Annotated in this window: 22 protein-coding genes; 11 read left to right on the forward strand and 11 right to left on the reverse strand. The window is 41.2% G+C overall.

Annotation, left to right across the window (positions count from 1 at the left end; all coding sequences use genetic code 11):
- Positions 1-92 precede the first annotated feature (92 nt).
- From AAFF35_RS08095 to AAFF35_RS08105, 3 genes are all read left to right on the forward strand, one after another.
- Positions 93-1,274, forward strand: coding sequence for a TlpA disulfide reductase family protein (locus AAFF35_RS08095; RefSeq protein WP_342331922.1), 1,182 nt, complete (start codon positions 93-95; stop codon positions 1,272-1,274).
- Positions 1,275-1,324: 50 nt separating this feature from the next.
- Positions 1,325-1,891, forward strand: a complete 567-nt coding sequence (locus tag AAFF35_RS08100) for a Crp/Fnr family transcriptional regulator (protein ID WP_342331924.1) — start codon at positions 1,325-1,327, stop codon at positions 1,889-1,891.
- 76 nt (positions 1,892-1,967) lie between these two features.
- Entirely contained in the window at positions 1,968-2,705 is a 738-nt protein-coding gene (locus tag AAFF35_RS08105; protein WP_342331925.1) for an SDR family oxidoreductase, read from the forward strand.
- 61 nt (positions 2,706-2,766) lie between these two features.
- Here the strand turns inward: AAFF35_RS08105 and AAFF35_RS08110 are convergent, their stop codons facing one another.
- Positions 2,767-3,090, reverse strand: coding sequence for a hypothetical protein (locus AAFF35_RS08110; RefSeq protein ID WP_342331926.1), 324 nt, complete (start codon positions 3,088-3,090; stop codon positions 2,767-2,769).
- Between the two features lie 487 nt (positions 3,091-3,577).
- On the opposite strand from AAFF35_RS08110, the gene AAFF35_RS08115 reads away from it, so the two are divergent.
- The 3 genes from AAFF35_RS08115 (at position 3,578) to AAFF35_RS08125 (ending at position 5,666) form a co-directional block, all read left to right on the forward strand.
- Entirely contained in the window at positions 3,578-4,321 is a 744-nt protein-coding gene (locus AAFF35_RS08115; RefSeq protein WP_342331927.1) for an SDR family oxidoreductase, read from the forward strand.
- Positions 4,322-4,339: 18 nt separating this feature from the next.
- A complete protein-coding gene (locus tag AAFF35_RS08120; protein WP_342331928.1) occupies positions 4,340-5,254 on the forward strand; it encodes a helix-turn-helix transcriptional regulator in 915 nt (304 codons plus the stop codon).
- A 118-nt stretch (positions 5,255-5,372) separates the two neighbouring features.
- Positions 5,373-5,666, forward strand: a complete 294-nt coding sequence (locus AAFF35_RS08125) for a hypothetical protein (RefSeq protein WP_342331929.1) — start codon at positions 5,373-5,375, stop codon at positions 5,664-5,666.
- A gap of 140 nt (positions 5,667-5,806) precedes the next feature.
- Here the strand turns inward: AAFF35_RS08125 and AAFF35_RS08130 are convergent, their stop codons facing one another.
- Entirely contained in the window at positions 5,807-6,430 is a 624-nt protein-coding gene (locus AAFF35_RS08130; protein WP_342331930.1) for a DUF5710 domain-containing protein, read from the reverse strand.
- A gap of 246 nt (positions 6,431-6,676) precedes the next feature.
- Positions 6,677-7,030 (reverse strand): helix-turn-helix domain-containing protein, encoded by a 354-nt coding sequence (locus AAFF35_RS08135; RefSeq protein ID WP_342331931.1) that lies wholly within the window; start codon positions 7,028-7,030, stop codon positions 6,677-6,679.
- 94 nt (positions 7,031-7,124) lie between these two features.
- Here AAFF35_RS08135 and AAFF35_RS08140 point away from each other — a divergent pair, with 94 nt between their 5' ends.
- The gene (locus AAFF35_RS08140; RefSeq protein WP_342331932.1) at positions 7,125-7,862 is read left to right on the forward strand and encodes an SDR family oxidoreductase; all 738 of its coding nucleotides are present in this window, start codon (positions 7,125-7,127) and stop codon (positions 7,860-7,862) included.
- A gap of 28 nt (positions 7,863-7,890) precedes the next feature.
- Here the strand turns inward: AAFF35_RS08140 and AAFF35_RS08145 are convergent, their stop codons facing one another.
- The gene (locus AAFF35_RS08145; protein ID WP_342331933.1) at positions 7,891-8,112 is read right to left on the reverse strand and encodes a hypothetical protein; all 222 of its coding nucleotides are present in this window, start codon (positions 8,110-8,112) and stop codon (positions 7,891-7,893) included.
- Positions 8,113-8,449: 337 nt separating this feature from the next.
- Between AAFF35_RS08145 and AAFF35_RS08150 the strand changes: the two genes are divergently transcribed.
- Both AAFF35_RS08150 and AAFF35_RS08155 read left to right on the forward strand, forming a co-directional pair.
- On the forward strand, positions 8,450-10,726 hold the full coding sequence (locus tag AAFF35_RS08150; protein WP_342331934.1) for a WG repeat-containing protein: 2,277 nt from the start codon (positions 8,450-8,452) through the stop codon (positions 10,724-10,726).
- Position 10,727: 1 nt separating this feature from the next.
- On the forward strand, positions 10,728-13,241 hold the full coding sequence (locus AAFF35_RS08155; protein WP_342331935.1) for a WG repeat-containing protein: 2,514 nt from the start codon (positions 10,728-10,730) through the stop codon (positions 13,239-13,241).
- 72 nt (positions 13,242-13,313) lie between these two features.
- Here the strand turns inward: AAFF35_RS08155 and AAFF35_RS08160 are convergent, their stop codons facing one another.
- The 4 genes from AAFF35_RS08160 to AAFF35_RS08175 form a co-directional block, all read right to left on the reverse strand.
- The gene (locus AAFF35_RS08160; RefSeq protein WP_342331936.1) at positions 13,314-13,787 is read right to left on the reverse strand and encodes a hypothetical protein; all 474 of its coding nucleotides are present in this window, start codon (positions 13,785-13,787) and stop codon (positions 13,314-13,316) included.
- Between the two features lie 109 nt (positions 13,788-13,896).
- The gene (locus tag AAFF35_RS08165; RefSeq protein ID WP_342331937.1) at positions 13,897-14,526 is read right to left on the reverse strand and encodes a response regulator transcription factor; all 630 of its coding nucleotides are present in this window, start codon (positions 14,524-14,526) and stop codon (positions 13,897-13,899) included.
- Positions 14,519-16,693 (reverse strand): sensor histidine kinase, encoded by a 2,175-nt coding sequence (locus AAFF35_RS08170; RefSeq protein WP_342331938.1) that lies wholly within the window; start codon positions 16,691-16,693, stop codon positions 14,519-14,521. The genes AAFF35_RS08165 and AAFF35_RS08170 overlap by 8 nt, the downstream gene beginning before the upstream one ends.
- Before the next feature lie 160 nt (positions 16,694-16,853).
- Positions 16,854-17,081: a DUF4385 family protein gene (locus tag AAFF35_RS08175; RefSeq protein WP_342331939.1), complete on the reverse strand. Its 228-nt coding sequence runs from the start codon at positions 17,079-17,081 to the stop codon at positions 16,854-16,856.
- Between the two features lie 141 nt (positions 17,082-17,222).
- Here AAFF35_RS08175 and AAFF35_RS08180 point away from each other — a divergent pair, with 141 nt between their 5' ends.
- Positions 17,223-17,516, forward strand: a complete 294-nt coding sequence (locus AAFF35_RS08180; RefSeq protein ID WP_342331940.1) for a hypothetical protein — start codon at positions 17,223-17,225, stop codon at positions 17,514-17,516.
- A 307-nt stretch (positions 17,517-17,823) separates the two neighbouring features.
- Here AAFF35_RS08180 and AAFF35_RS08185 read toward each other — a convergent pair whose 3' ends face one another.
- The 3 genes from AAFF35_RS08185 to AAFF35_RS08195 all read right to left on the reverse strand — a co-directional run bounded on the left by AAFF35_RS08185 (position 17,824) and on the right by AAFF35_RS08195 (position 19,812).
- Positions 17,824-18,033: a helix-turn-helix transcriptional regulator gene (locus AAFF35_RS08185; protein WP_342331941.1), complete on the reverse strand. Its 210-nt coding sequence runs from the start codon at positions 18,031-18,033 to the stop codon at positions 17,824-17,826.
- Between the two features lie 3 nt (positions 18,034-18,036).
- Positions 18,037-18,573 carry a DUF2975 domain-containing protein gene (locus AAFF35_RS08190; RefSeq protein ID WP_342331942.1) on the reverse strand — a complete coding sequence of 179 codons (537 nt, stop codon included), beginning with the start codon at positions 18,571-18,573 and terminating at the stop codon, positions 18,037-18,039.
- 138 nt (positions 18,574-18,711) lie between these two features.
- On the reverse strand, positions 18,712-19,812 hold the full coding sequence (locus tag AAFF35_RS08195) for an alkene reductase (protein ID WP_342331943.1): 1,101 nt from the start codon (positions 19,810-19,812) through the stop codon (positions 18,712-18,714).
- An 81-nt stretch (positions 19,813-19,893) separates the two neighbouring features.
- On the opposite strand from AAFF35_RS08195, the gene AAFF35_RS08200 reads away from it, so the two are divergent.
- Positions 19,894-20,751 carry an AraC family transcriptional regulator gene (locus tag AAFF35_RS08200; RefSeq protein WP_342331944.1) on the forward strand — a complete coding sequence of 286 codons (858 nt, stop codon included), beginning with the start codon at positions 19,894-19,896 and terminating at the stop codon, positions 20,749-20,751.
- Positions 20,752-20,784 lie beyond the last annotated feature (33 nt).

The raw sequence follows: 20,784 nt of genomic DNA on the forward strand, positions 1-20,784 counted from the left end.
ACCATGTATTAGGATATGGTAATCACTAAAGTATTAAAGATGAAATATATTTTTACAGTATTGATACTTGCAGTGGAATTGATTTTATACCAATGATTAAAAAATATACTATCCTCTTCTCCGTTTGCTTTTTGCTTCTATTTCCTTTTACCGGCAATAGCACCAGCACAATTGCTTTTGATAATTTATCATTGTTCCGGAATGTCGCCGAAAAATTAAGGACTATAAAGGCGATTAGCTATCATTATAATCGCGAATTCAGCTATCCTTCAGAAAGTTACCATTCGAAATCCAGCGGCGAAATGTATCTGGATTTTAGTAAAGAAAATGATCTGGTTGGTTTCAGGTATCAATACCGGGATTCTGCCGGCTTGTCCGTTTTTAATAATGCAGAGGCTTTTGATGTCAATATCTATCGGAAGACCATAAATATTGTGGGCAAACTGAATAAATCCAGCTTTGAGGGGAGGTCGCCGATATACAACTCGATCATCACTTTGAGAAATATTCTTCCTTTAGTCATTGAAGATCAAAGCATCATCAAAAAGGTTTCTGATACTTTGATCGCAAACAAATCTTATTATTTACTAACGTTTGAGACCCGGAATAAATATCCGGATTACCTGGGAACAGGATTTTCAACCACAACTCAGGACCTTATATTTTACAACAGGTTGATCGTGAATAAGAAGACATTATTGCCTTTAACACTACTCCAGACAAAAAAAGGAAGCGAAGATTTAAACCGCACAGATTTTACAGCAATCAAGATGAATCCGGTGCCGCCGACAGATCATTCATGGTATTATTCCAGTTATCTTAATGAGTACAAACCTGAGAAACAGCAGTCGATAGCGATTATAGAAGCAGGGGAGGTTGCGCCTGATTTTAGTTTAACCAATTATGAAACGGATTTGAAAGAAGAACTTTCTAAATTTCTGGGACATGTGGTACTGCTTGAATTCTGGATAAAAAACTGCGGTTATTGTATTGAAGCGGTACCGAAACTAAATGCCTTAAACAAAAAATATAAATCTGCCCACTTCAGGGTCCTGGGTCTGAATACAGAGGATAATCAAAATGCAATAAGTGTATTTATTAAGAAGAACCAAGTGGAATACCCTGTTTTTTGGGGCAATAATCCGGAGCTAAATAAGAACTATGGCATTGCCGCATTCCCACAGGTTGTCCTGATAGATAAAGCCGGACTGATTATTTATTCGGGTAAATTAGATACACAGAAGATAACGGAACTGATTGATAAAAGTATTTAGATCGCTCTGAAATGCACTGATTTAAAACGATAGAAGACCAATTTATATTGATGGAAGAACTGATTGAATACATTTTGCAGTTTGGCAATTTGAATCTCCAGCAAATAGACTTGATTGAAAAAAATAGCTCAGCAATAGCGCTTAAAAAGGACGAATACTTTTCCGAAGCAGGAAAAGTTCCGGGACAGGTAGCCTATGTTCTGGAAGGTGTGCTGCGTGGTTGTTATTACAACAATAAAGGCGAAGAAATTACACGTTGTTTCATCAGTGAAAATAGCCTAGCTGTTGATTATGCCAATTTTGAGGCCAACATGGCTTCTTCCGAATACCTGCAAGCCAGCACCAACTGCAAACTCATTGTATTTTCAAAGCAAAATTGGGAAGGACTTTCAAGTACGATTGTTGGATGGGACAACATTAAAAACAAAATGGTTCAGAAATGCCTTTACCAAAAGTCGAGGAAAACTCCGGTAATTTCACAGGATGCGACGACCCGTTACCTGGAATTTATGGGAAATTACCCTTCCCTGATCAACCGCATTCCATTGGCATACATCGCCTCTTACCTGGGTGTTACGCAACAATCATTAAGCAGGATCAGAAAAAATATCCGTTAATTTCGTTTTTACCAAATGGTAAACGGCCTCATTTTTATAAGATGCAATTTTGCTTCGTCAATTAAAAAATATAAAAATGAAATCAGCATTAATTACCGGAGCAAACAAAGGCATAGGCCTTGAAACAGCAAAACAATTATTACAAAAAGGATTTTTCGTATATCTTGGAACCCGCGATTTAAAAAACGGAATTAAAGCGGTTGAAAAACTTAAAACTGAGGGATTAAGCCAGGTTGAAGCGATACAGCTAGACGTCACAGATGAAAGCTCTGTAAAAAATGCACGTGAGGAAATCGGAAAGAAAACAAGGGGATTAGACCTGCTTATCAATAATGCCGGTATCAACGGAGGTATGCCCTATACCGCGCTTGAAGGAAGCGCAGCGCAATTTATGACTGCATTTGATACCAATGTATTAGGCGTAGTTAGGGTTACACAGTCCTTCATCGACTTACTGCGAAAATCGCCTGAGCCAAGGATTGTAAATGTGAGTACCAGTGTGGGCTCTCTTTCCCTGCAAAGCAATCCGGATTGGCCAGCATACAATTATGCTAAATATGCAGTGTATGGCTCGTCAAAAGCCGCAATGAATATGTATACCGTTCATTTAGCTTATGAGTTGCGCGACACACCTTTTAAGGTAAATGCGGTTTGTCCGGGTTATACCAAAACAGATTTCACCAACCAAAACGGGGGAGAGGTAGGGATCGCTGCAAATCGCATACTGAAATATGCGTTGATGGATAAAGACGGACCAACAGGCAAGTTTTTTAGTGAAGAAAGCAACCCGGAAACAGGCGAAATTCCATGGTAAGCGGATAAATCAACACCCAAGCCAGTAACTCCGGCTTGGGTGTTGATTCCTGGGGGTTGCATTATTTTTTAATCCGGAGGTTTTTCCATTCACCACCGGAACCAGTGCCGGTAAAATACCCGATCATCTTTCCCTTTGCCTCAAGTAAAGGCTTTGTCCTAAGAACGGGAACCTTATCGTTATTGATATATACCGCTATTGACCGGGTCAACAGGACCAGCTTTACATGAAACCAACCATTAGGGTCAATGTCAGAGGGCATTCCCTTTTCATGTTTTTCGGGAAAGCGCTCACGCAGGAACGGCCAGTCGAAATTTGGACTGGCGATATACTGCACCGCATGGGACCTTCTAACTGAATCGGCCGCCCGGAAATTATTATTCAACCTGAACTGAATTAATTAATGTGCTTCTGCACATAGAGAATGGCTTATCAATGCCTGATCATTAGGTGTAGCTAGAGGAGAAATATCATATCTTCCAGAGATAGTAATCCGGAATATTAAGACAAGACCCGGTAATCGTCAATTTCCGTGATGCCAACCGATTAGCCAGGTTTATTCTTCGGATAGATAAGCTCATTAAAAGCGAGCTTGTCTATCCGCAATGGATGAGTACCGACTTTAACATTGTTCTCTATAATGAGACCTTAGATAAGGTGCTGGATCGATTAACAAAGGGAATTAATCTTATATCATTGCTCCCTCATTGATGAGTGTTAGCGCATTATTGTCTGTATTACAGCTAACTACCTAATAGAAAATAGCTCAGAGTTAACCCAAGTATAGACTTACCAATTTAACTACATCAAACACCAATTGGGCTACTTTTCGTAAATCTGTAATCATCAATTTTGTTCCAACAAACAGATATATGATGCAAAATTTGAAAGACAAGGTGGCCGTTATTACGGGCGCAAGTAGCGGCATTGGTAAAGCCATTGCAATTGAATTGGCAAACAATGGTGTAAAAGTTGTTTTAGGAGCGAGAAGAGCAGAAGAGTTGAAAAGCCTGGTTGAAGATATTAAAAATCACGGTGGTGAAGCTATATTTCTGAAAACGGATGTAAGTAATAGAACTGATTTAGTTGCTTTAGTAAATTTGGCAGTTGAAAAATACGGTAAGTTAGATGTTATTGTGAATAATGCGGGTGTTGCCCGCATTAGCAGAATAGACAATTTGGATATTGACGGTTGGGACGAAATGGTTGATGTTAATCTCAAAGGTACATTGTATGGAATGGCGGCTGCACTTCCTGTATTCAAGCGACAACAGTCGGGGCATATCGTCAATATCATTTCTACATCCGGAATAAAGATCGTACCGGAACAAGGCATATATGCAGGCACAAAAAATGCGGTTCGCACTATTGCGGAGGCTTTCAGGCAGGAATCTGACGGTTGCATCAGGATCACGGGAATATCGCCCGGCTATATCAAAACGGATTTTGCGGTTAAAAGCGTACATACCGGGGAGATGAAAACGGCAGCTTCCGAGGCGGTAGAACGTATGGCCATCAGTCCTGAAGCCATTGCCCATGCGGTAATTTATGCAATCAGCCAGCCAAAAGACGTTGAAATTGGCGATATTGTCATTCGCCCCGCAAAACAAAATTGATACCTTATAAACAAGAAAATGCAACGAAAATCAGACATACATCATATTGAAAGTATTTCTCAGTTAGTGCGGGAACTTGGATTGCCCGCGCCGCTGCATCCTTTGATCGCGCTGGTAGATTATGATAACGTTTCGGTTCCTCTGTTGAAAAAGGGAGAAAAAATCAGCATTGACTTTTATAAAGTCTCCTTCAAACTTTCATTTAAGGGGCAGACGAAATACGGGCAGGGTTATTATGACTTCGAAGAGGGAGGATTGGCTTTTTTGAAGCCAAAGCAAATTGTATCCGCACCTGAAGATGCGGATAGTTACCAGGGCTTTGCCTTATATTTTCATCAAGATTTTATCCGGAACTATCCATTGGGCAGTTCTATAACCGGATACGGCTTTTTCTCTTATGCCGTTTCTGAAGCATTGTTTTTATCAGCAAAAGAAAAAGAGATCATTAGCCAGTTATTCGGAACCATGGCAAATGAGTTGGAAATAAACACGGACAGCTTCAGCCAGGATATTTTAGTAAACCAGATCGAATTACTGTTGAATTACAGCAATCGGTTTTACAATCGGCAGTTCCTGACAAGGAAGGCTGTCAATCATGAGATCATCACATCATTAGATCAATTGCTAGACAATTATTTTAAGGAAAATAAAGGATTAGAAAATGGTTTGCCATCAGTTCAGTATGTCAGTCAATCATTACAATTGTCTCCCCGTTATTTGAGTGATATGCTGGGTTCGTTTTCGGGGCAGAACACACAACAATACATTCAACAGGTAATTATCGAAAAAGCAAAAGAAAAGCTTTCTGCAACTAATTTGTCTGTGAGCCAAATTGCTTATAAACTCGGGTTTGAACATCCTCAGTCTTTTAGCAAACTTTTTAAATCTAAGACGGATTTGTCGCCTTTGGCATTTAGGCAATCGTTTAACTAATACTGTTAGTCTAAATCATACACTTTTTAGTGCATTTAACCCATTGAAACGTTTGTCGGACCATTGCAGGCTGTTTAGCTTTCGGGGCACCATTATTGGATAGTTATGGAAAAAATATATGATTTCTATAAACAACGTACAACCTTTGAGTCCTGAAAGCTTATTTGAGTTGTTGAAAACTGAATTTCCAGCTTATGTAAATGAGCAGCTTGGCAGCAATCTAGCGGTTGAGTTTGCCCATGTATCTGACATTGTTAATATTAGTTTTCCTGAAATAATCGACGGTAATGCATATACGATCACCGTTGGTGACAATAGTCTGGAGATCACAGATCACACCACCGAGGGAACATACAATACGGAATTGTTGGAACAACATCTGGTAGAATTTTTGACTTTGAAAGCAGGTTAGCCCGACTTTACTACATAGGCTTAAATCCGTCATAAAATGATTCGAAAATTGTACCGGGAAGACGACTTGGGTCTGAAGCTGATAAAAACCTCTGCATTTGCGGAGGTTTTTATTTTCTCGGTAGCTCTACTGTTATTTTTTTATTCGGCCTCGGAGAAGCCATCCCAATAATAAATTCCTTCAAATACTACTCCATCTATATAATAATCAAATCTGAGTTGAATTTGTTCCATATTTTTACCTCTGAACAATGTCTTCTTTTCATTTTGGTATCCTCCAAAAGGAGAACCGGAGTTGTTTGTATTATAGTCATCCCCTTGTATTGTTTGGCAATAGCGGCAGGTGTTCACCCAGGTTAGTATTCCTGTTTTTTTTGCGGGCATCTCCCGGTAAAAGGGATATTTTTCTTTTAGTAGCGGCAAAAGTATGGGATCCATATATCGGATACCTATAAAAAAAGCCGGGTATTTAATCTTTTGCCATTTAAGATTTATTTCCGATGCCAAATCGCATGTGTAGTAAGTTCTTGCAGCCAATGCGATTAGTGGCGTTTCTTTTTGGCATTTCCAGCATTGGCGGCTGCTCTTACAGATAAGATAGGGATCCTTGACAATAAAACCATCTCCCGGCAACCAGCGATCGAAAGGATCTATATTCTCAATATAGTCAGGGATTACCCATGTTTTTGCATCATTCATCCAGATAGCTCCTTTTTGTTTTGCCTCGTCTTTTTGGCTAAATGGAACATTAATTTTTATAGACATCTGAGACGTTTAAAGTTTTATGGTTAACGCAATTATATTACAGCGGCAAAGTTTTTTCATTCACATTCGCCACGGTTTTAATTTTTAGTATCCTAATTTACAAAATTCGATTCGAAATCAACGCTTTGGCTTTACAAATAAGTAGATAATCTGCAATAATTTGATGGAGCGTAAAATGTTAGCATATTAGATAGCAACCGTAAATCCTTCAGGACAAGGTTCGCAATTTGTAGAGGGAAGATATAGTCATTTGTTTTTGATCTTCTTTCTATGCTTCAAACCAAATTCAATCAAAGCATTAATGACAGGCAGCGTTTCGATGGCATGGTCAGTAAGGGCATAATTTACCGTGATAGGTTTTGTATTGTTCACCGTCCGGGTAATCAGCAGATTTTCCTCCAATTGTTTTAATTCCTTCGACAACACTTTGGGTGTTATTCCCGTTGTCTTCTCCTGCAGGTCTTTGAACCGCATGGAGCCATCCAGGTATAAAATTCGCAAAATCACAATTTTCCATTTGCCACTTAGTAAATCAATTGCATCCTTTAAGGCCAATTGCCTGTCAACGGTAGATGCGGATTCACATTTAAATTTCTCCATAAAAATAGTCACTATCCCAGAGGTAAGGGATAGCAAAAGTATTGTATTCGTACAATAGTTTTGTTCCATTAAAAGAAAGGAAATGATCAACAGTATGAGAACTAGTAGAGAAAGCAGTTTATCCGGTAAAAAAGTGATCTTGTTAGGCGGAACATCAGGTTTTGGCTTAGAGACTGCAATGGCTGCGGCAGAAGAAGGTGCATCGGTCATTGTGGTTTCGAGCAGTCAGCAGAAGGTCGATAGCGCTTTGATTGTTCTACCTGAAGGCAGTAAGGGCTTCATTGCCGATCTTGGGGATGAAAAACAGGTAGCACAGCTTTTCAAAAAGATAGGCGAATTTGACCACCTGATTTTTACTGCAGGTGATGAATTGAAGTTTAGTGATTTGCCTGAATTAGACATTGACGCCGCAAAACAAGCGATCAACCTGCGCTTTTGGGGGGCAATTATGGCGGTGAAACATGGAGCGCCGCACATTAGAACCGGTGGTTCCGTTACACTGACCACCGGTGCATTGGGGAGGAGGCCAAGAAAGGGAACCCTCGTGATCTCAGGAATGGCGAGCGCTATCGAAGGGCTTACCCGTGCACTTGCCGTCGAACTTGCACCAATCAGAGTGAATGCGGTCTGCGCAGGCACGGTGAAGACCAATCTTTTGGCCAGTATGCCGGAATTGGAGCGGGAAGCTTTTTTCAGCAGTATTGGAGACAAATTATTAACTGGCAGGGTCGGCAATACGAAAGAACTTGCCGAAGCTTACCTCTACCTGATGCGTGGTAGTTTCAGCACAGGGCAAATAATTGTGGTTGATGGTGGCAGCTTACTGGTATAGTTGCTGGTAAGGCCCAGGTGCGGCCTGTTTATAACAGATCGTACCTCGCTAAAGCATCTTCCCAAAGCAGCGCTTTATTCGCGGCTATGGTTTTCTTTACGATGGTTTCCAGCAATGATTGATCGAGCATCTGCGCTTTCATCATGGCCTTAAACGCTTTTGCATCATTTGGTTCCATTGGTGTCGCGTTTTGTACATTGCAGCAACCATAGCCATCAAATGAAATCCTTACCAGCTGTATCTGCTTCATCTGATTTTTATTAAAATCAATAAAAACGCAACCATCGAGGTAGCATAGGTAGTAGTCGGCCGGCCGGGTTGGTGGCATCGTAGTTATAGAGAACAGCTCGTTATTATTTTCTTCCACAGGCAAAAAATATCAATAGGGCGAAGCAGTAAATGCCCTGCGGTATAAAAATAGGTAAAATATCGTATACGTGTTTCCGGTAGGCTGTAGCAAGTAGCCAGGTTAAAAAAAGTCATTGAAAATCTGGCTGATTTCAGGGATTGTATTTCAGACATCGTGTCCCTAGTTTTGCTCAATGACATTTCCGCTGACCAAAATTTTAATCGAAAAAACAGTAATTATGAAGAAAGAATGCGCATGGCTCTCAATCCCGTTGTTGTTATTTGTAATGGTATCCGCATCAGCACAAACACCTATGGTCTACGATGCCATCGGTTTTGATCGGGATAGTGGACCCTTTGTTAAGGTGCGAAAAGAAGGAAAAGTTTATCTCTGTCACCCGCAGACCATGGTGCTTATTGACGAACTGAAAGATCATGCCGGTGCTCTGTTCTGTGTAGTTAAAGATGGGGGATATGGCGTTATGCATGAAAACGGGAATTTACTGAGCAGCTTTGATTACAACGAGGTTACCTTACTAACCGATTATACCGGGCAATGGTATGCTGGCATTCCTTACAATTACCAGTTTGCACAGGTAAAGAAAAACGGGAAGTATGGACTTATTGACCAGCAGGGAAAGGTCATTGCTGAACCACGTTTTCAGGAACTGATGGTCATGAGCAGCGATATCATCGGCTTTAAGGAAGATGGTAAATGGGGCTGGCTGCGCGTTGCAGACGGAAAAATTATGCAGACGCCATTGTATGACGAACTCGGTAAAAGTTATTTGTTTGCACATAGCGTCGTAATCCATCTCAAGGGCAAGCAGGGGATTGCACATGAAAGTGGCAAAGTAATGATCAACCCGGAACATGAGCGCCTGTACAATATTTACCTTAAAACCGGAAAATATCTGCAGTTTTTTAAAGATAAGCAATCGGGACTGATGGATTCGCTGGGGAAAATCGTACTTCCCGCAGTCTACGGATCGTTGAGCTCCTGCAATGGCAGTGATTTTCTTCGGATGGAGGAACGTGGCCTATACGGACTGATTGATGTTAACGGTAAAGAAGTCACCCCGCCGTTATACGATAAGATCAATGACTTTGTAAGAGGGCATGCCGTTGTAGAAAAGGCAGGCAGGAAGGGTGTAATAGATAAAAATGGATCGCTGATATTGTCGCCGGTCTATCATCAGATCGAATTCAGAAACTCATCGGGACAACTGGTTTTTGGAGATCCGGTCGTGACAATGTCAGACCTGTCACCTGTACCGAACCTCTCTCCAGCGTACCTTAAAATAAAAGCCGCGGAAGATAAAATGAAGGCCTTACCTTATTATATTTTGGTAAAGAATTTTAATCAGAAAGCTGGTGTTTTCGACTGGGAAAGCACAAAAGTTATTCTACCGGAAAAATTTACAGAGATCAGCGCAGTGTATCAGCATGGCGCGACTTATTTCCATGCTTTTGACGGGAACCGTTATGCCATTTACGGTAGGCCGGGTAATGAAATATTACCGATGAAATACAACCTGGGAACCGATATGTATGTGAACAGGAAATACAACTATGGAGACCTGAATACCAGTCCGTATGTCTTCCCGGTATACGATGAGCAACGACTCGGGCTTTACGACGTACAAAAGAAGAAATTTATTATTCCTGTAAGTGAGGTAGAGGTTAGCTGGTTGAATGAAAAATGTTTTGAAGTTACCAGACAGGTGGAAGGCAGCAGCTATACTAAAGAATCAGCGGTTTATCACAGCAACGGAGAATTGCTGTTCCCTTATACCCAAGATATTTATCAGTTGAAGATGCTGAGCGATCAGCTCCTGATGGCAGAAACGATATCGAAATACCTGATTTTTGACACCAAAGGGAAAACAGTATTCGAGCACCCGGAATGGAACAGGAATAGTTATTATCGTAAGTATACCACCCCAGACCAAAAAACAGCACATGCCAGTCCTTTTCAAAGCGGGCTTTTCAAGATTCGGATCAAGGATGACAACCTGTTTATTGATGAAACGGGAAAAGAAGTTCGCTTTCCCGGCTTTGCCTATGTGGGCGAATTCTACAACAATCTGGCCTGGGTAGTTCGGGAAAAAGGAGAACAGGGATTATATGGTCTGATTGATATCAAAGGGAATGTGGTATTGGAACCGCAGTACGACCAATTGGACGTGCTCAATGACCACGTCAACCTGGTACGGGTGAGGAAAGGAGGGAAGTATGGCGTAGTGAATGACCAGGGCAAGGTTATTCTGGAACCCAGGTACGATCTGATCAGTGCATGGACGCCGGAGCTGTTGGAGCTTAGCTTAAAAGATAAGTCTGGTTTGGCAGATAAAGATGGAAAAATAGTCCTGGAACCCAGGTTCGATACCATCAGGAGAAATTACGAGGGGATAAAGCGCACCTGGCCAATCCTGGTGCAGCAAGGTGAGGAGTTCTCATTTATTAATGAAGGTGCAAGCCATGCCCTGATTACAGGAAAATCGAAAATTGAATAAGATGATGAAAAATTGCTTGTTGATACTTACTGTACTTGTTGCTGCTGATTCAAAAGCTCAGGTCGTTTCGCCACCTGTAGCAGGAAGTGTTGAATATAAGCCGGGGCATCAGGACCCGCCGGTAAAAGGTACCGAGATTAGTCCCTTCAGGTGGGGCTATGCCCGGGTTTCTAAAGATGGGCAGGAATTTTACATTGACATCAATGGAGGGAAAGCCTTTGATTACATGTTGGGCGATGCTCAGGCTAAACTGGGCGATAAATATGATATTCAGGATTACCAAAAAGAAATCCTGGATACAGATGAAATGCCTAAAACGGTCATTCCGTTTATAAAAGATGGTAAAACAGGGGTGTTGTCGCCCGATGGAAAGATCATATTACCAGCAAAATATGATCAGGTGGATTTAACGTACAGGAACTACTGGAAGCTCTCGCTAAATGGGAAGCAAAGCCTCTACCTGCCCGGTGGGGTAGCGCTTCCCTTTTTTGAGGAGATCAATTATCTTGACGGACGTTACTTTGACATCAGGCAAGGCGACAAATGGGGGGTCTATGATGCAAAGGAAACAACGCTGGCCATCAATGCGGTTTATGAAGCTTTTGACTATTGTGGCGGATGCGCGAAAACATCAGATTATGTCTATGCAAAAAGCGGAGGCAAATGGGGTATAGTAGGATTTGATGGGAAGGTTCGTGTTCCATTTGAGTATGATCATCAACATCAGCAAATGCGTAGTGATAATTGGGTACAGTCTTTCTCAAAAAATAACGTACCCGTAATTGTGAATGTCAATAGCGGGCAACAGTTTGATGTGCAGGAAAATAGCGCGATTTTAAAAGGAATGCTGATTTACAGCGAGCAGGGCAAGTTTGGTGCTTATGACCAGAACGGGAAGCTAACCTTACCCTTTATTTACGATCGTATAGATGCGGAGGGAGCTGGTGCGTATCAGAACTATCCAGGCAATTACCTGTTAATGACCAAAGGAAAACATCAGGGAGTGATAGATCTGACCGGAAAAGTTATAATTCCGCCTCAATATGACCGGGTAAAGGTTTGTGGTAATTATTTTGTGCTGAAAGTGGGAAACAAAACAATGCTTACCAATCGCGCGCTTCAGGAGCTGAAAAGTGTGGAGGATGGAGAGATCACTTATATCGACGGCAGCGATGAGGGAGGAATAGCGCCGCTCCCTATCTTCAGAATTGCTCAGAAGGCTTATTTCGGTTTGTATTTTGCGAATACGGATAAGTATCATGAACCGCTGTTTTATAAGATTGACCTGGATCATAAAGCAGGAAGTAAAACCTATGATCTGATTGTGGGAGAGAGACAGGGGATAAAGACGGTGTTCGATTTAGACGGAAACATACTGCTTCCCGGTAAATACAATGGTTATACTTTCTTGGCTCAGCTTGGTGACAAGCGTGTCCAGGTACAAAGAGAAGGAAAAATTGGCCTTTATCATCTGGATACCCAGCAGGAAATGATTCCAACCATATATCGTGACTATTTTGATTTTATTGGTCCTGACAAACAAACTATGGTTTGCCGCTCAGGCAATTATGAATCCCCGCGCATAGAATTGCGTATGCTCAAAGATGGTCAGTTGCTTTCTGAAAAATACTATACTGAAATTACCAGTATCGACAGCACAACCTTTTTACTGGGCGACTGGAAAAGCAATCAGTATGGCTTATATGATGCAGTGAAAAAGTCGGTCAGGCTTTTGGCTTTTAACTTTGTAGGCTATATCGGGTCAAAGCAGGTCTTGGCAGTGTCCAATGAAGATGGACAGGCGAAGCTTTACAATTTCCATACTTCAAGAACACTTCCGCAAACTTATCATTTTTCGTTCAGGAATGAGCCCAAACCGATCTCTGCAGCTCTGCCTGACCTTTACCTTTTTAAAAATGGTATGGCACAGTTCGGTCAGCACAATAAACTGGGGTATATAGACGAAATGGGGAAGGTAATTGTGCCGGCAACATTTGATAAGGCCACCGCTTTTGACAGCCTTGGAGTGGCAGCTGTGGCACGGGATAGTTCAGATACTCAGAGGAGGTATTCCAAACTGGGCTTCCTGAACAAAAAAGGAGCGTTTGTGATTCCATTAACCAGTTGTTATGCGGATGCCTTCTATGACAATCATTTTCTGGCCGGAAAAATTCTGCTGTCGAAATATAATCCTGAAAACGGTGAACTGAAGCTGGGAATTGCCGACAATACCGGGAAAGTATTTCTAGAACCCATATATGACCGGATTAGCGCCGTCCGGGATGATCAATATTTATTGATAGAAAAAGACCGTAAATATGGACTTACGGACGCAAATGGTAAATGGGTGGTTCCTTTACAATATGATGATCTCGGACTCAGGGTGTATGATTTTTATGGTTATTCTTCACCAGTGCAACTTTTCCCCTTACCGGTAAAGGAAGGAGACAAATGGCGGTACCTTAGGGAGAAAGGAGACAAACTTCCTATCATAGCAGATCGCCTGGTTTACTAAAAGCAGCAGTAAAATTTCTATAAAATAGCCGCTGAGGAGAACTCACCGGCTATTTAACTTGTTTTTTACCAGTTATTTGTTGGCGTAATCTTTCTCAAACTTATCTGATGCAATGTTGACTCCATTCGCCATCTTTTCAAATGCATTGTTAATGTTGTTCAACAGCTTTTGCTCTGTTGCCGGGTCCTGAGTGCCGTTTTTCCTGATGCTGATCAGCTTCGGGTAATCTTCTGAAACGATTTTACCATAACCCTGCAGGCCGGTAAGAACTGCTTTTTGCAGTCCATCATCGCCATTAAAATCTCCCAGCTCTTCTACCTTTTTAAGGTCTTCTTTTACCGCATCTTTCCATTTAAGCGCTACTTTTTCAGCCTCCTCATATTTTTTTGACTGCATTGCACTGTTCATTTCACTGATGTGATGCTCTTCACTATTGATCACGGTCATTAGTTCGTTGTTGTAGGCTACGGCGTCTTTTTTTTGACCACAGCCAACAACTGCACATAGCGCCAGGAGCACAGTACCTTTCGAAATTGCTTTTCTCATCTTTTTAAATTTTATAGGTTTTATAATTTGTTAAATGCCTTTGGGGGCATGACAAATTTAACTGATGAGGTAATGCCGGTAAATCCCTGAATACCGTGGTTTTTGTTCGCTATTCACGGATGATGCCATATTCCAGCGCCAGTTTGATCACGGAGGTAATGCTCTTAACGCCAAATTTCTCTATCAGATTTTTTCTATGACTCTCCACAGTGTGAGGACTGATAAAAAGAGTTTCTGCCATTTGTGCAGTCGTTAATCCCCTGACCGCTTCCAGCAGGATTTCCTTCTCTCTACGGGTAAGTTTAGGAACCTTTTGAAGGCTTCCATCTGCATCTTTGCTCATCTTAAGGCTGGTTTGCGAACATAAAAAACGCTGTCCCTGAAGCACCGTCCGGATACCCGCAATAATTTCCAGTCCTGAGGCATTTTTCTGAATATATCCGTTTGCTCCCTCTGCCAGCATACTATTGATCACTGCATACTCATTATGAACACTGATTGCCAGAATCTTCATATCCGGGCACTTTTTCTTCAGTAAGGAAACAAGTTCTATGCTGTTACTGTCAGGAAGATTGATGTCGAGCAACAGGATGTCGGGCTGGCTGGTTCCAATGAACTCCAACGTCATTTTGCCATCGGTAAAGCAGTTCAGGACCTTAAAATCGACCTCTGCGGCAAGGATGTTTTTCAAACCTTCCAGCATCATCGGATGGTCATCAGTAATTACTATATTAACCATATTTTACGTTGTTGTCAATTGGAAATTCTATCTCTATGGTGGTGCCTGTACCGGCAATGGAATCGATGTGCATCTTGCCACTCAGAAACTCAAGCCGCGACTGGACATTGTGGATTCCCGCTGATTTTCTGTCATTTGCAAGGTTAAGGTCAAAACCTTTGCCATCATCCTCTACTGTGATCAGGATCTGGTGATTGTATTCTGAAAGTTGTATCATAATTTGTGCAGCTTCAGCATGTTTCACCGCATTGTTAACCAGTTCCTGAATGATCCGGTAAACCACTATTTGTTTTTCTTTTTCGAGGCTGTCTTTATAATTTACAAAATGGCAGGAGACCTCAAGTTCTTCGCTGCTCATCCGCGCTGCATATTCCTTCAGGGCTTCCTCAATGCCATATTTGTCCAGCAGCTCCGGCATCAGGTTATGAGCGATGCGGCGCAGTTCTATTACAGCAACATCCAACTGATCCAGTGATTTGCTGACCGTACTTTTGGTCGTGTTATCCTGGTTGTTCAGCGTTAGTCCGGACAGCGTAATTTTTGTTCCGGATAAAATACCTCCCAGTCCGTCATGCAGGTCTCTCGCCAGGCGTGCACGTTCTGTTTCCTGTCCCTGAAGCATCGAACTTAAAACCTGCAGATTTTCTTTCTGCTTTAATGCTTTCAGGCGCTGCCGGTACGCATAATATACCAGCGCTGCAGCGATGATGAACGTTAGGATCAGCAGAAAGTAAACGGTATTCATCCTTGATTTGTAGGCAAGCTCTTTTTGGGAAATTGCGAGCTCTGCTGCACGTCGTTGTGTCTCAACGCGCGATAGTTTCAGCTCCTGTCCTCTGTTTTCTGCCTCGAGCTGGATCACCTCCATTTGCTGGCGCTGATTTTCTTTACTCAGTTTCAGGTTTTTCAGTTCCTGCCGCTGTGTAGCGGTAAGGGCATGCATCAGGGAGATTTGCTGTTGTTGCCTTTCTTTTTCAAACTGCGCTTCCAGCCTGCGGCCCTGTTCCATCTTGTTTGTATTATAAACCTCTTCATAGACCTTTACATATTGTTTATAATAATGATAGGCCTCATTATATTGTCCTTCTGCTTCGTATACTTCTGCAAGTTTTTGGTACAGGCTTAGCGCAATGGTATTTTCTACCACTGCATCTTTTCCGAGTGCAGCTAAGGCAGCCAGCAGATATTTTTTAGCGGTTGTATTGTCGCCCGCTTTCATACTATATTCTGCCATAATTCCATAGGCTGAAGCCACCTGTGCAAATTGTGCGGTCTGCTGTCCGATTTCCAACCCCAATTGCGCGTACGCTATTGATTTTTCCTTATAGGATGGGGGATAAAACTGCAGGTAAAGATTGGCAAGGTTGATTGCTGCAAATGACAGATCGGAAGGCACTGCCATTTTATCTTTATTTTTCTGATAAAAGTGGATCGCCCGAAGGTAATACCTTTCTGCCTGGTCGCGGAGCTTGTGTTGATCCGGTTGGTTGATGTATTGTTCCTGGTAATTATAGCCCATAGACATGAAGGCATCAAAGACGTCCATCGGCTTGTTCTTTGATTTGGCAATTTCCAACATGAGGGTGGCGTATTTTTCTTGCAGATCATAGGCCTTCCAATTCGAATATATGGAGGAGAGTTCTTTATAAATTGCTGTTTTTCTTGAAATGACGACTTCAGTTTGAGGAGCTTTATCAAAAAAAGTCAGGGCCTGCTGGAAACTCCGGATCGCCTGATGCTCCTGATCGTTCCGGGCATGCATCCAGCCCTCACAATACCTGACATAGCCCTTAATGCTTAGTTCTTTTGTTCGCTCCGCAAATCTTTTTGCCTGTTTCAGATATTTCATAGCAGCTACAGTATCATCGAGTATTTTGCTGTTCATGGCAGCGATACCGCTTAATTGCGCCGCATATTGTCCGTCCGCTTTTTTGGCAGCACTATTGATGTTTTTCTGCAATAATTGCATGGCTTCTTTCTTGCGGCCATTGAAGAAGAGGGCATGAGCATACTTACCTGCCAGCAAAAATTGTTCATCACTACCTGTTTTAACCTTATGGTAGGCGGTGGCTGCGGTTTCAACGGCATTCTGAGCCTTTGAATTCCAGGAAAGCCCCGTGAGCATCATGAACACCAGATAATATTGTAATTTTTTAGGGGTTTTCATTGGTGATCTTCAGAGCAAGTTTCAAGCCAAGGAGATGCTAAAACCTGCTAAATGATTATGGGCTGCTATTTCTTGTTAACCAATGGTTGCTTGCTATTGTTCTTTCCTATAGCGCTTGCTTTAGTACTGCCTGGTGCAACGGTAGCTGAACATATTGAGGTCAGATTTCTTGCTTCTTCCATTCCAACTTCATTCTGGTATAATGGGGATCAGATTCAGCCAATTTCCATTTTTCATAAAAGATATCTGCCGCTGCTGCTTTTTGTTGTTCGCCAGTTCCCCGATCGAGAGGAGCATGATTGTTAGTTTTATCATATTTCTTTCCGCCTTTGTAGTTCGCATAGCGTCTTGCCCGCGTGTAGCCCATTTGGAGATACTTCCTTGCCATACAAATTGTTTTTTATGTCTGCTTCCAAACATTTCATCTTCGCAATGGTTAAAGGCTTGCGGAACAAGCGAAACGTGATTTGTTATCGGGCATACGGATTATTTGTGAAAGGTGGCAGTTTGAACTTTAATAAAAAGAACGATGGAAGAAGCATTTAATATTAAAATTGGCTATGGAAGCAGAGAAGTCACGCTTACCATCCTGAGGCAGGCAGATTATTATAAAGTCATCTATTTCGGTGGAATTATTGGAGGCGTCCGATTCGCCGCCGACGGAGAATGGCAGCCAATTGATCCGGAAGAAATGGAGGCCGGGGATTTACCGCAGTATACACCGGACCAAAAAGGAGAAAGAATTGAGATTGAGTTGAATGAACAAACAGTAGAAACTATTGGAAGTGAAATTGAGCTGCACCATCTGGAAGCTGAGGAATAAGTTGCGATAGCTAAGCATTGAAATTGGTACAACCAAAAACTATTCACCAGCTCAATTTGTGTTGTGTAACACCTAAATTATGGAACCCCCCGTTGCCGGATTTTTTAATCTTTTCCGGATATGGAAAGGGAAGGAATTTCTCGAAGTATTTACACTGCAGCAGAATAAATATGGTTTTATGGGAGGAGGAATTGTTCGTGGACAGGGACTTAGCATTCGTTATAAGATACATCAGTGTTTATGCATCCGCTGATTTTATTAAAGGTATTTGCAAGTGAATAATCCAAAGTATTGCCGCCCGTTGTTCTTATTTATCGTTTACGAACTCTAAAATGTCCCCAGGTTGGCAGTCTAAGGCTTTACAAATAGCTTCCAGGGTACTAAACCGGATTGCCTTTGCCTTTCCGGTTTTTAGAATAGACAGGTTAGATAATGTCAAATCAACTCTTTCAGAAAGTTCATTCAGCGAAATTTTTCGCTTCGCCATCATCACGTCTAAGTTTACAATGATTGGCATAGCTTAAATAGTTAAGTCGTTTTCGTTCTGGATTTCTACCCCCTTTTTAAATATAGTTGCAATGACATAGACTACTGCTGCCATTAGTATAAATGCCTGCCCGTCTGTCCAAAACTCATTAAGGTTGCCAATATTGTAGCCATAATTTTTAAAGTCACTGGCTGTTTGTTGCGCGATATAACTAAGCAGGCCAATAGAGAAAGTAAAGTAACTGATTTTCGTGATTTGATTGGAGACGAAAGTGTTGAAAGGCTTTGACAGATCTAACTTGTGTAATAGCATGACGACTATATAAAATAAATAGGCTTTCAGAAGTGATATTAATAAGATAAAGCTATAGATACTGAAAAAAGCCCATTTGCTGCTATTATACATTTGGCTCAAGTCCAGTTTTTGATAGAGTTTTGCAACAAATTCAGGCTTGAAGACGCTAAAAATGAAATTGACCAGGAAGGCACCTGCTTCTATACACAATCCTACGAAGATGATCCATGCAATAATATGCAGGCCTTTAAATACGATGTTGTTTGTTTTTGACATGGTAGTAAAATTTAAATCATACCTAAAGGTAATAAATATTTATTGATAAACAATAAATATAGGTTTTTTTTCAATAAAAACACATTTGCTCAACTTTACCGTACCGCTGTCGTATTTCACCCACTAAATTTGCTCCGGCTATTTAATACATTCTTTATTAAAAATCAGATTTGGATAATCAATATAACCCTTATCTCCACCGTGGTAGAACGTTTCCTCATCCCAGTCTGCCAATGGACTATCATTTTTTATGCGTTCCACCAAATCAGGATTTGAAATATACAGTTTGCCAAAAGCCACAAAATCTACAAACCGATTTTGCAAAATCTCTTCAGCAGTTTCTACTGTAAAGCCACCGGCAATTATAATGATGTTTTTAAAAAGCTGTCGAGCGCTGTGGAGAAAACTTACCGGAATCGAGTCTTTTCCATTTGTAATTGCATTGGAAAAGTGGAGGTATAAAATATCTAATTTCTGTAACTCTTCAAGAATATACTGGTGTGTCGCCAGCTCTTCCCGATAAGGTTTCAAATCATAAATTTCACGAAAAGGCGAAAGCCTGATTCCTACTTTGTTTTTCCCGGCTACAGCAACCACTTCCTGCATTACTTCCAGCAAAAAACGCGTTCTGTTGTGGATGCTCCCTCCGTATTTATCTGTTCTGATGTTACTAAGAGGGTTGATAAATTGGTCGATCAGAAAACCATGTGCTGCATGAATTTCAATACCATCAAATCCTACTTCTAATGCATTTATTGTCGCCTGTTTAAAAGCATTTACCCACAATGGAATTTCATCAATGTTTATAGAAACCGGCACTGTCATGAGTTGATGAGTACGATCAGGAATACGAATGGTTTCATTCACTGGTATCGCCGATGGCGCTACCAAAGGCTCATTGTTTTGTATTGCCGGATGTCCGATACGACCAGCCTGAACCAATTGAGCAAAGATTTTTCCTCCCTTTGCATGTACGGCGTCTACCACTTTTTTCCAGGCATTTTTTTGTTCTTCATTGTATATTCCCGGGGTATCCATATAAGCACCGCCATTAGAAGAAATGGCAATATTATCTGTTATTAATAATCCAGCGCTGGCCCTTTGTTGATAATACGTAACCATAGATAGGGGAGGGATTCCTTTAATGGCCCTGCGACGATTCATTGGAGCCATTACAACTCTGTTAGCAAAAGAAACATTTTCATTAATAAATGGCCTGACTAATTTTTTCTGTGACATGATATTTTTTTTACCAAAATTAGTCTTAAGTGATATGTGAAAACATGGATAAAGAATGGTTTTTTTTGTACATTTCGACTAATGAAGACTAAACATTTACATAAACCTTTAGACATCTTTGTCTCCAATATGGAGCACTGGAATGAGCGTCCACTGATCTATCAGTTCTTCGAAATTGTACAGATTATAGATGGAGAAGGCATTAGGATTGTAAATGACAACAAATTCCCCTATAGCAAAGGAAGTGTATTTTTATTCACCCCCTTGGATTGCAGAGGTTTTGAAAGTACGACGGATACCCGTTATTGTTCCATCCGTTTTTCTGAAGTCTTTCTTGAACAATATAAAACCCAACAGGAAAAAGAGAAACTGATACAATGGTTGAAACAATTAGAAACTATTTTCTCCAGCCATAACCGTTTTGATCAGGTCTTGATTAAAGAGAAGAGAGATTGTGATATGATTGCCGGATTAATTGAAAACATGTTGATCGAGTACAACAACAAGCCTTCCTATTACGATGAAAATATACAGCATTTGGTGATTCTTGTGTTAAATATCATCTCCCGCAACGTTAATCCTCAGCGGATCACCTCTCCTGCAAAAATGGAGGAGCCTCTGATTAATAAAATGTTGGTTTATCTGCACCAAAATATTGGTTGTCCGAAAAATTTAAGAATAAAGCACCTTGCAGAACAATTTAACTTGTCTGCAAACTATATAGGTGAATATTTTAAAAACCTGACCGGAGACAGTCTACACTGCTACCTGACCCAATATAAAATGAATATTGTGGAACAGCGGTTAACCTATAGCGAGCAATCCATCGGGCAAATCGCCGATGATTTAGGCTTCTCTGATGAAAGTCATTTAAGCCGGCAATTCAAAAAACATAAAGGGATAACCGCTGTTACTTACAGAAAACAGTTTAAATATTAAAATTGACGAAGTAAACGAATAAACTACAGAATC

It is taken from the genome of Pedobacter sp. FW305-3-2-15-E-R2A2, from assembly GCF_038446955.1.
GTDB lineage: Bacteria > Bacteroidota > Bacteroidia > Sphingobacteriales > Sphingobacteriaceae > Pedobacter.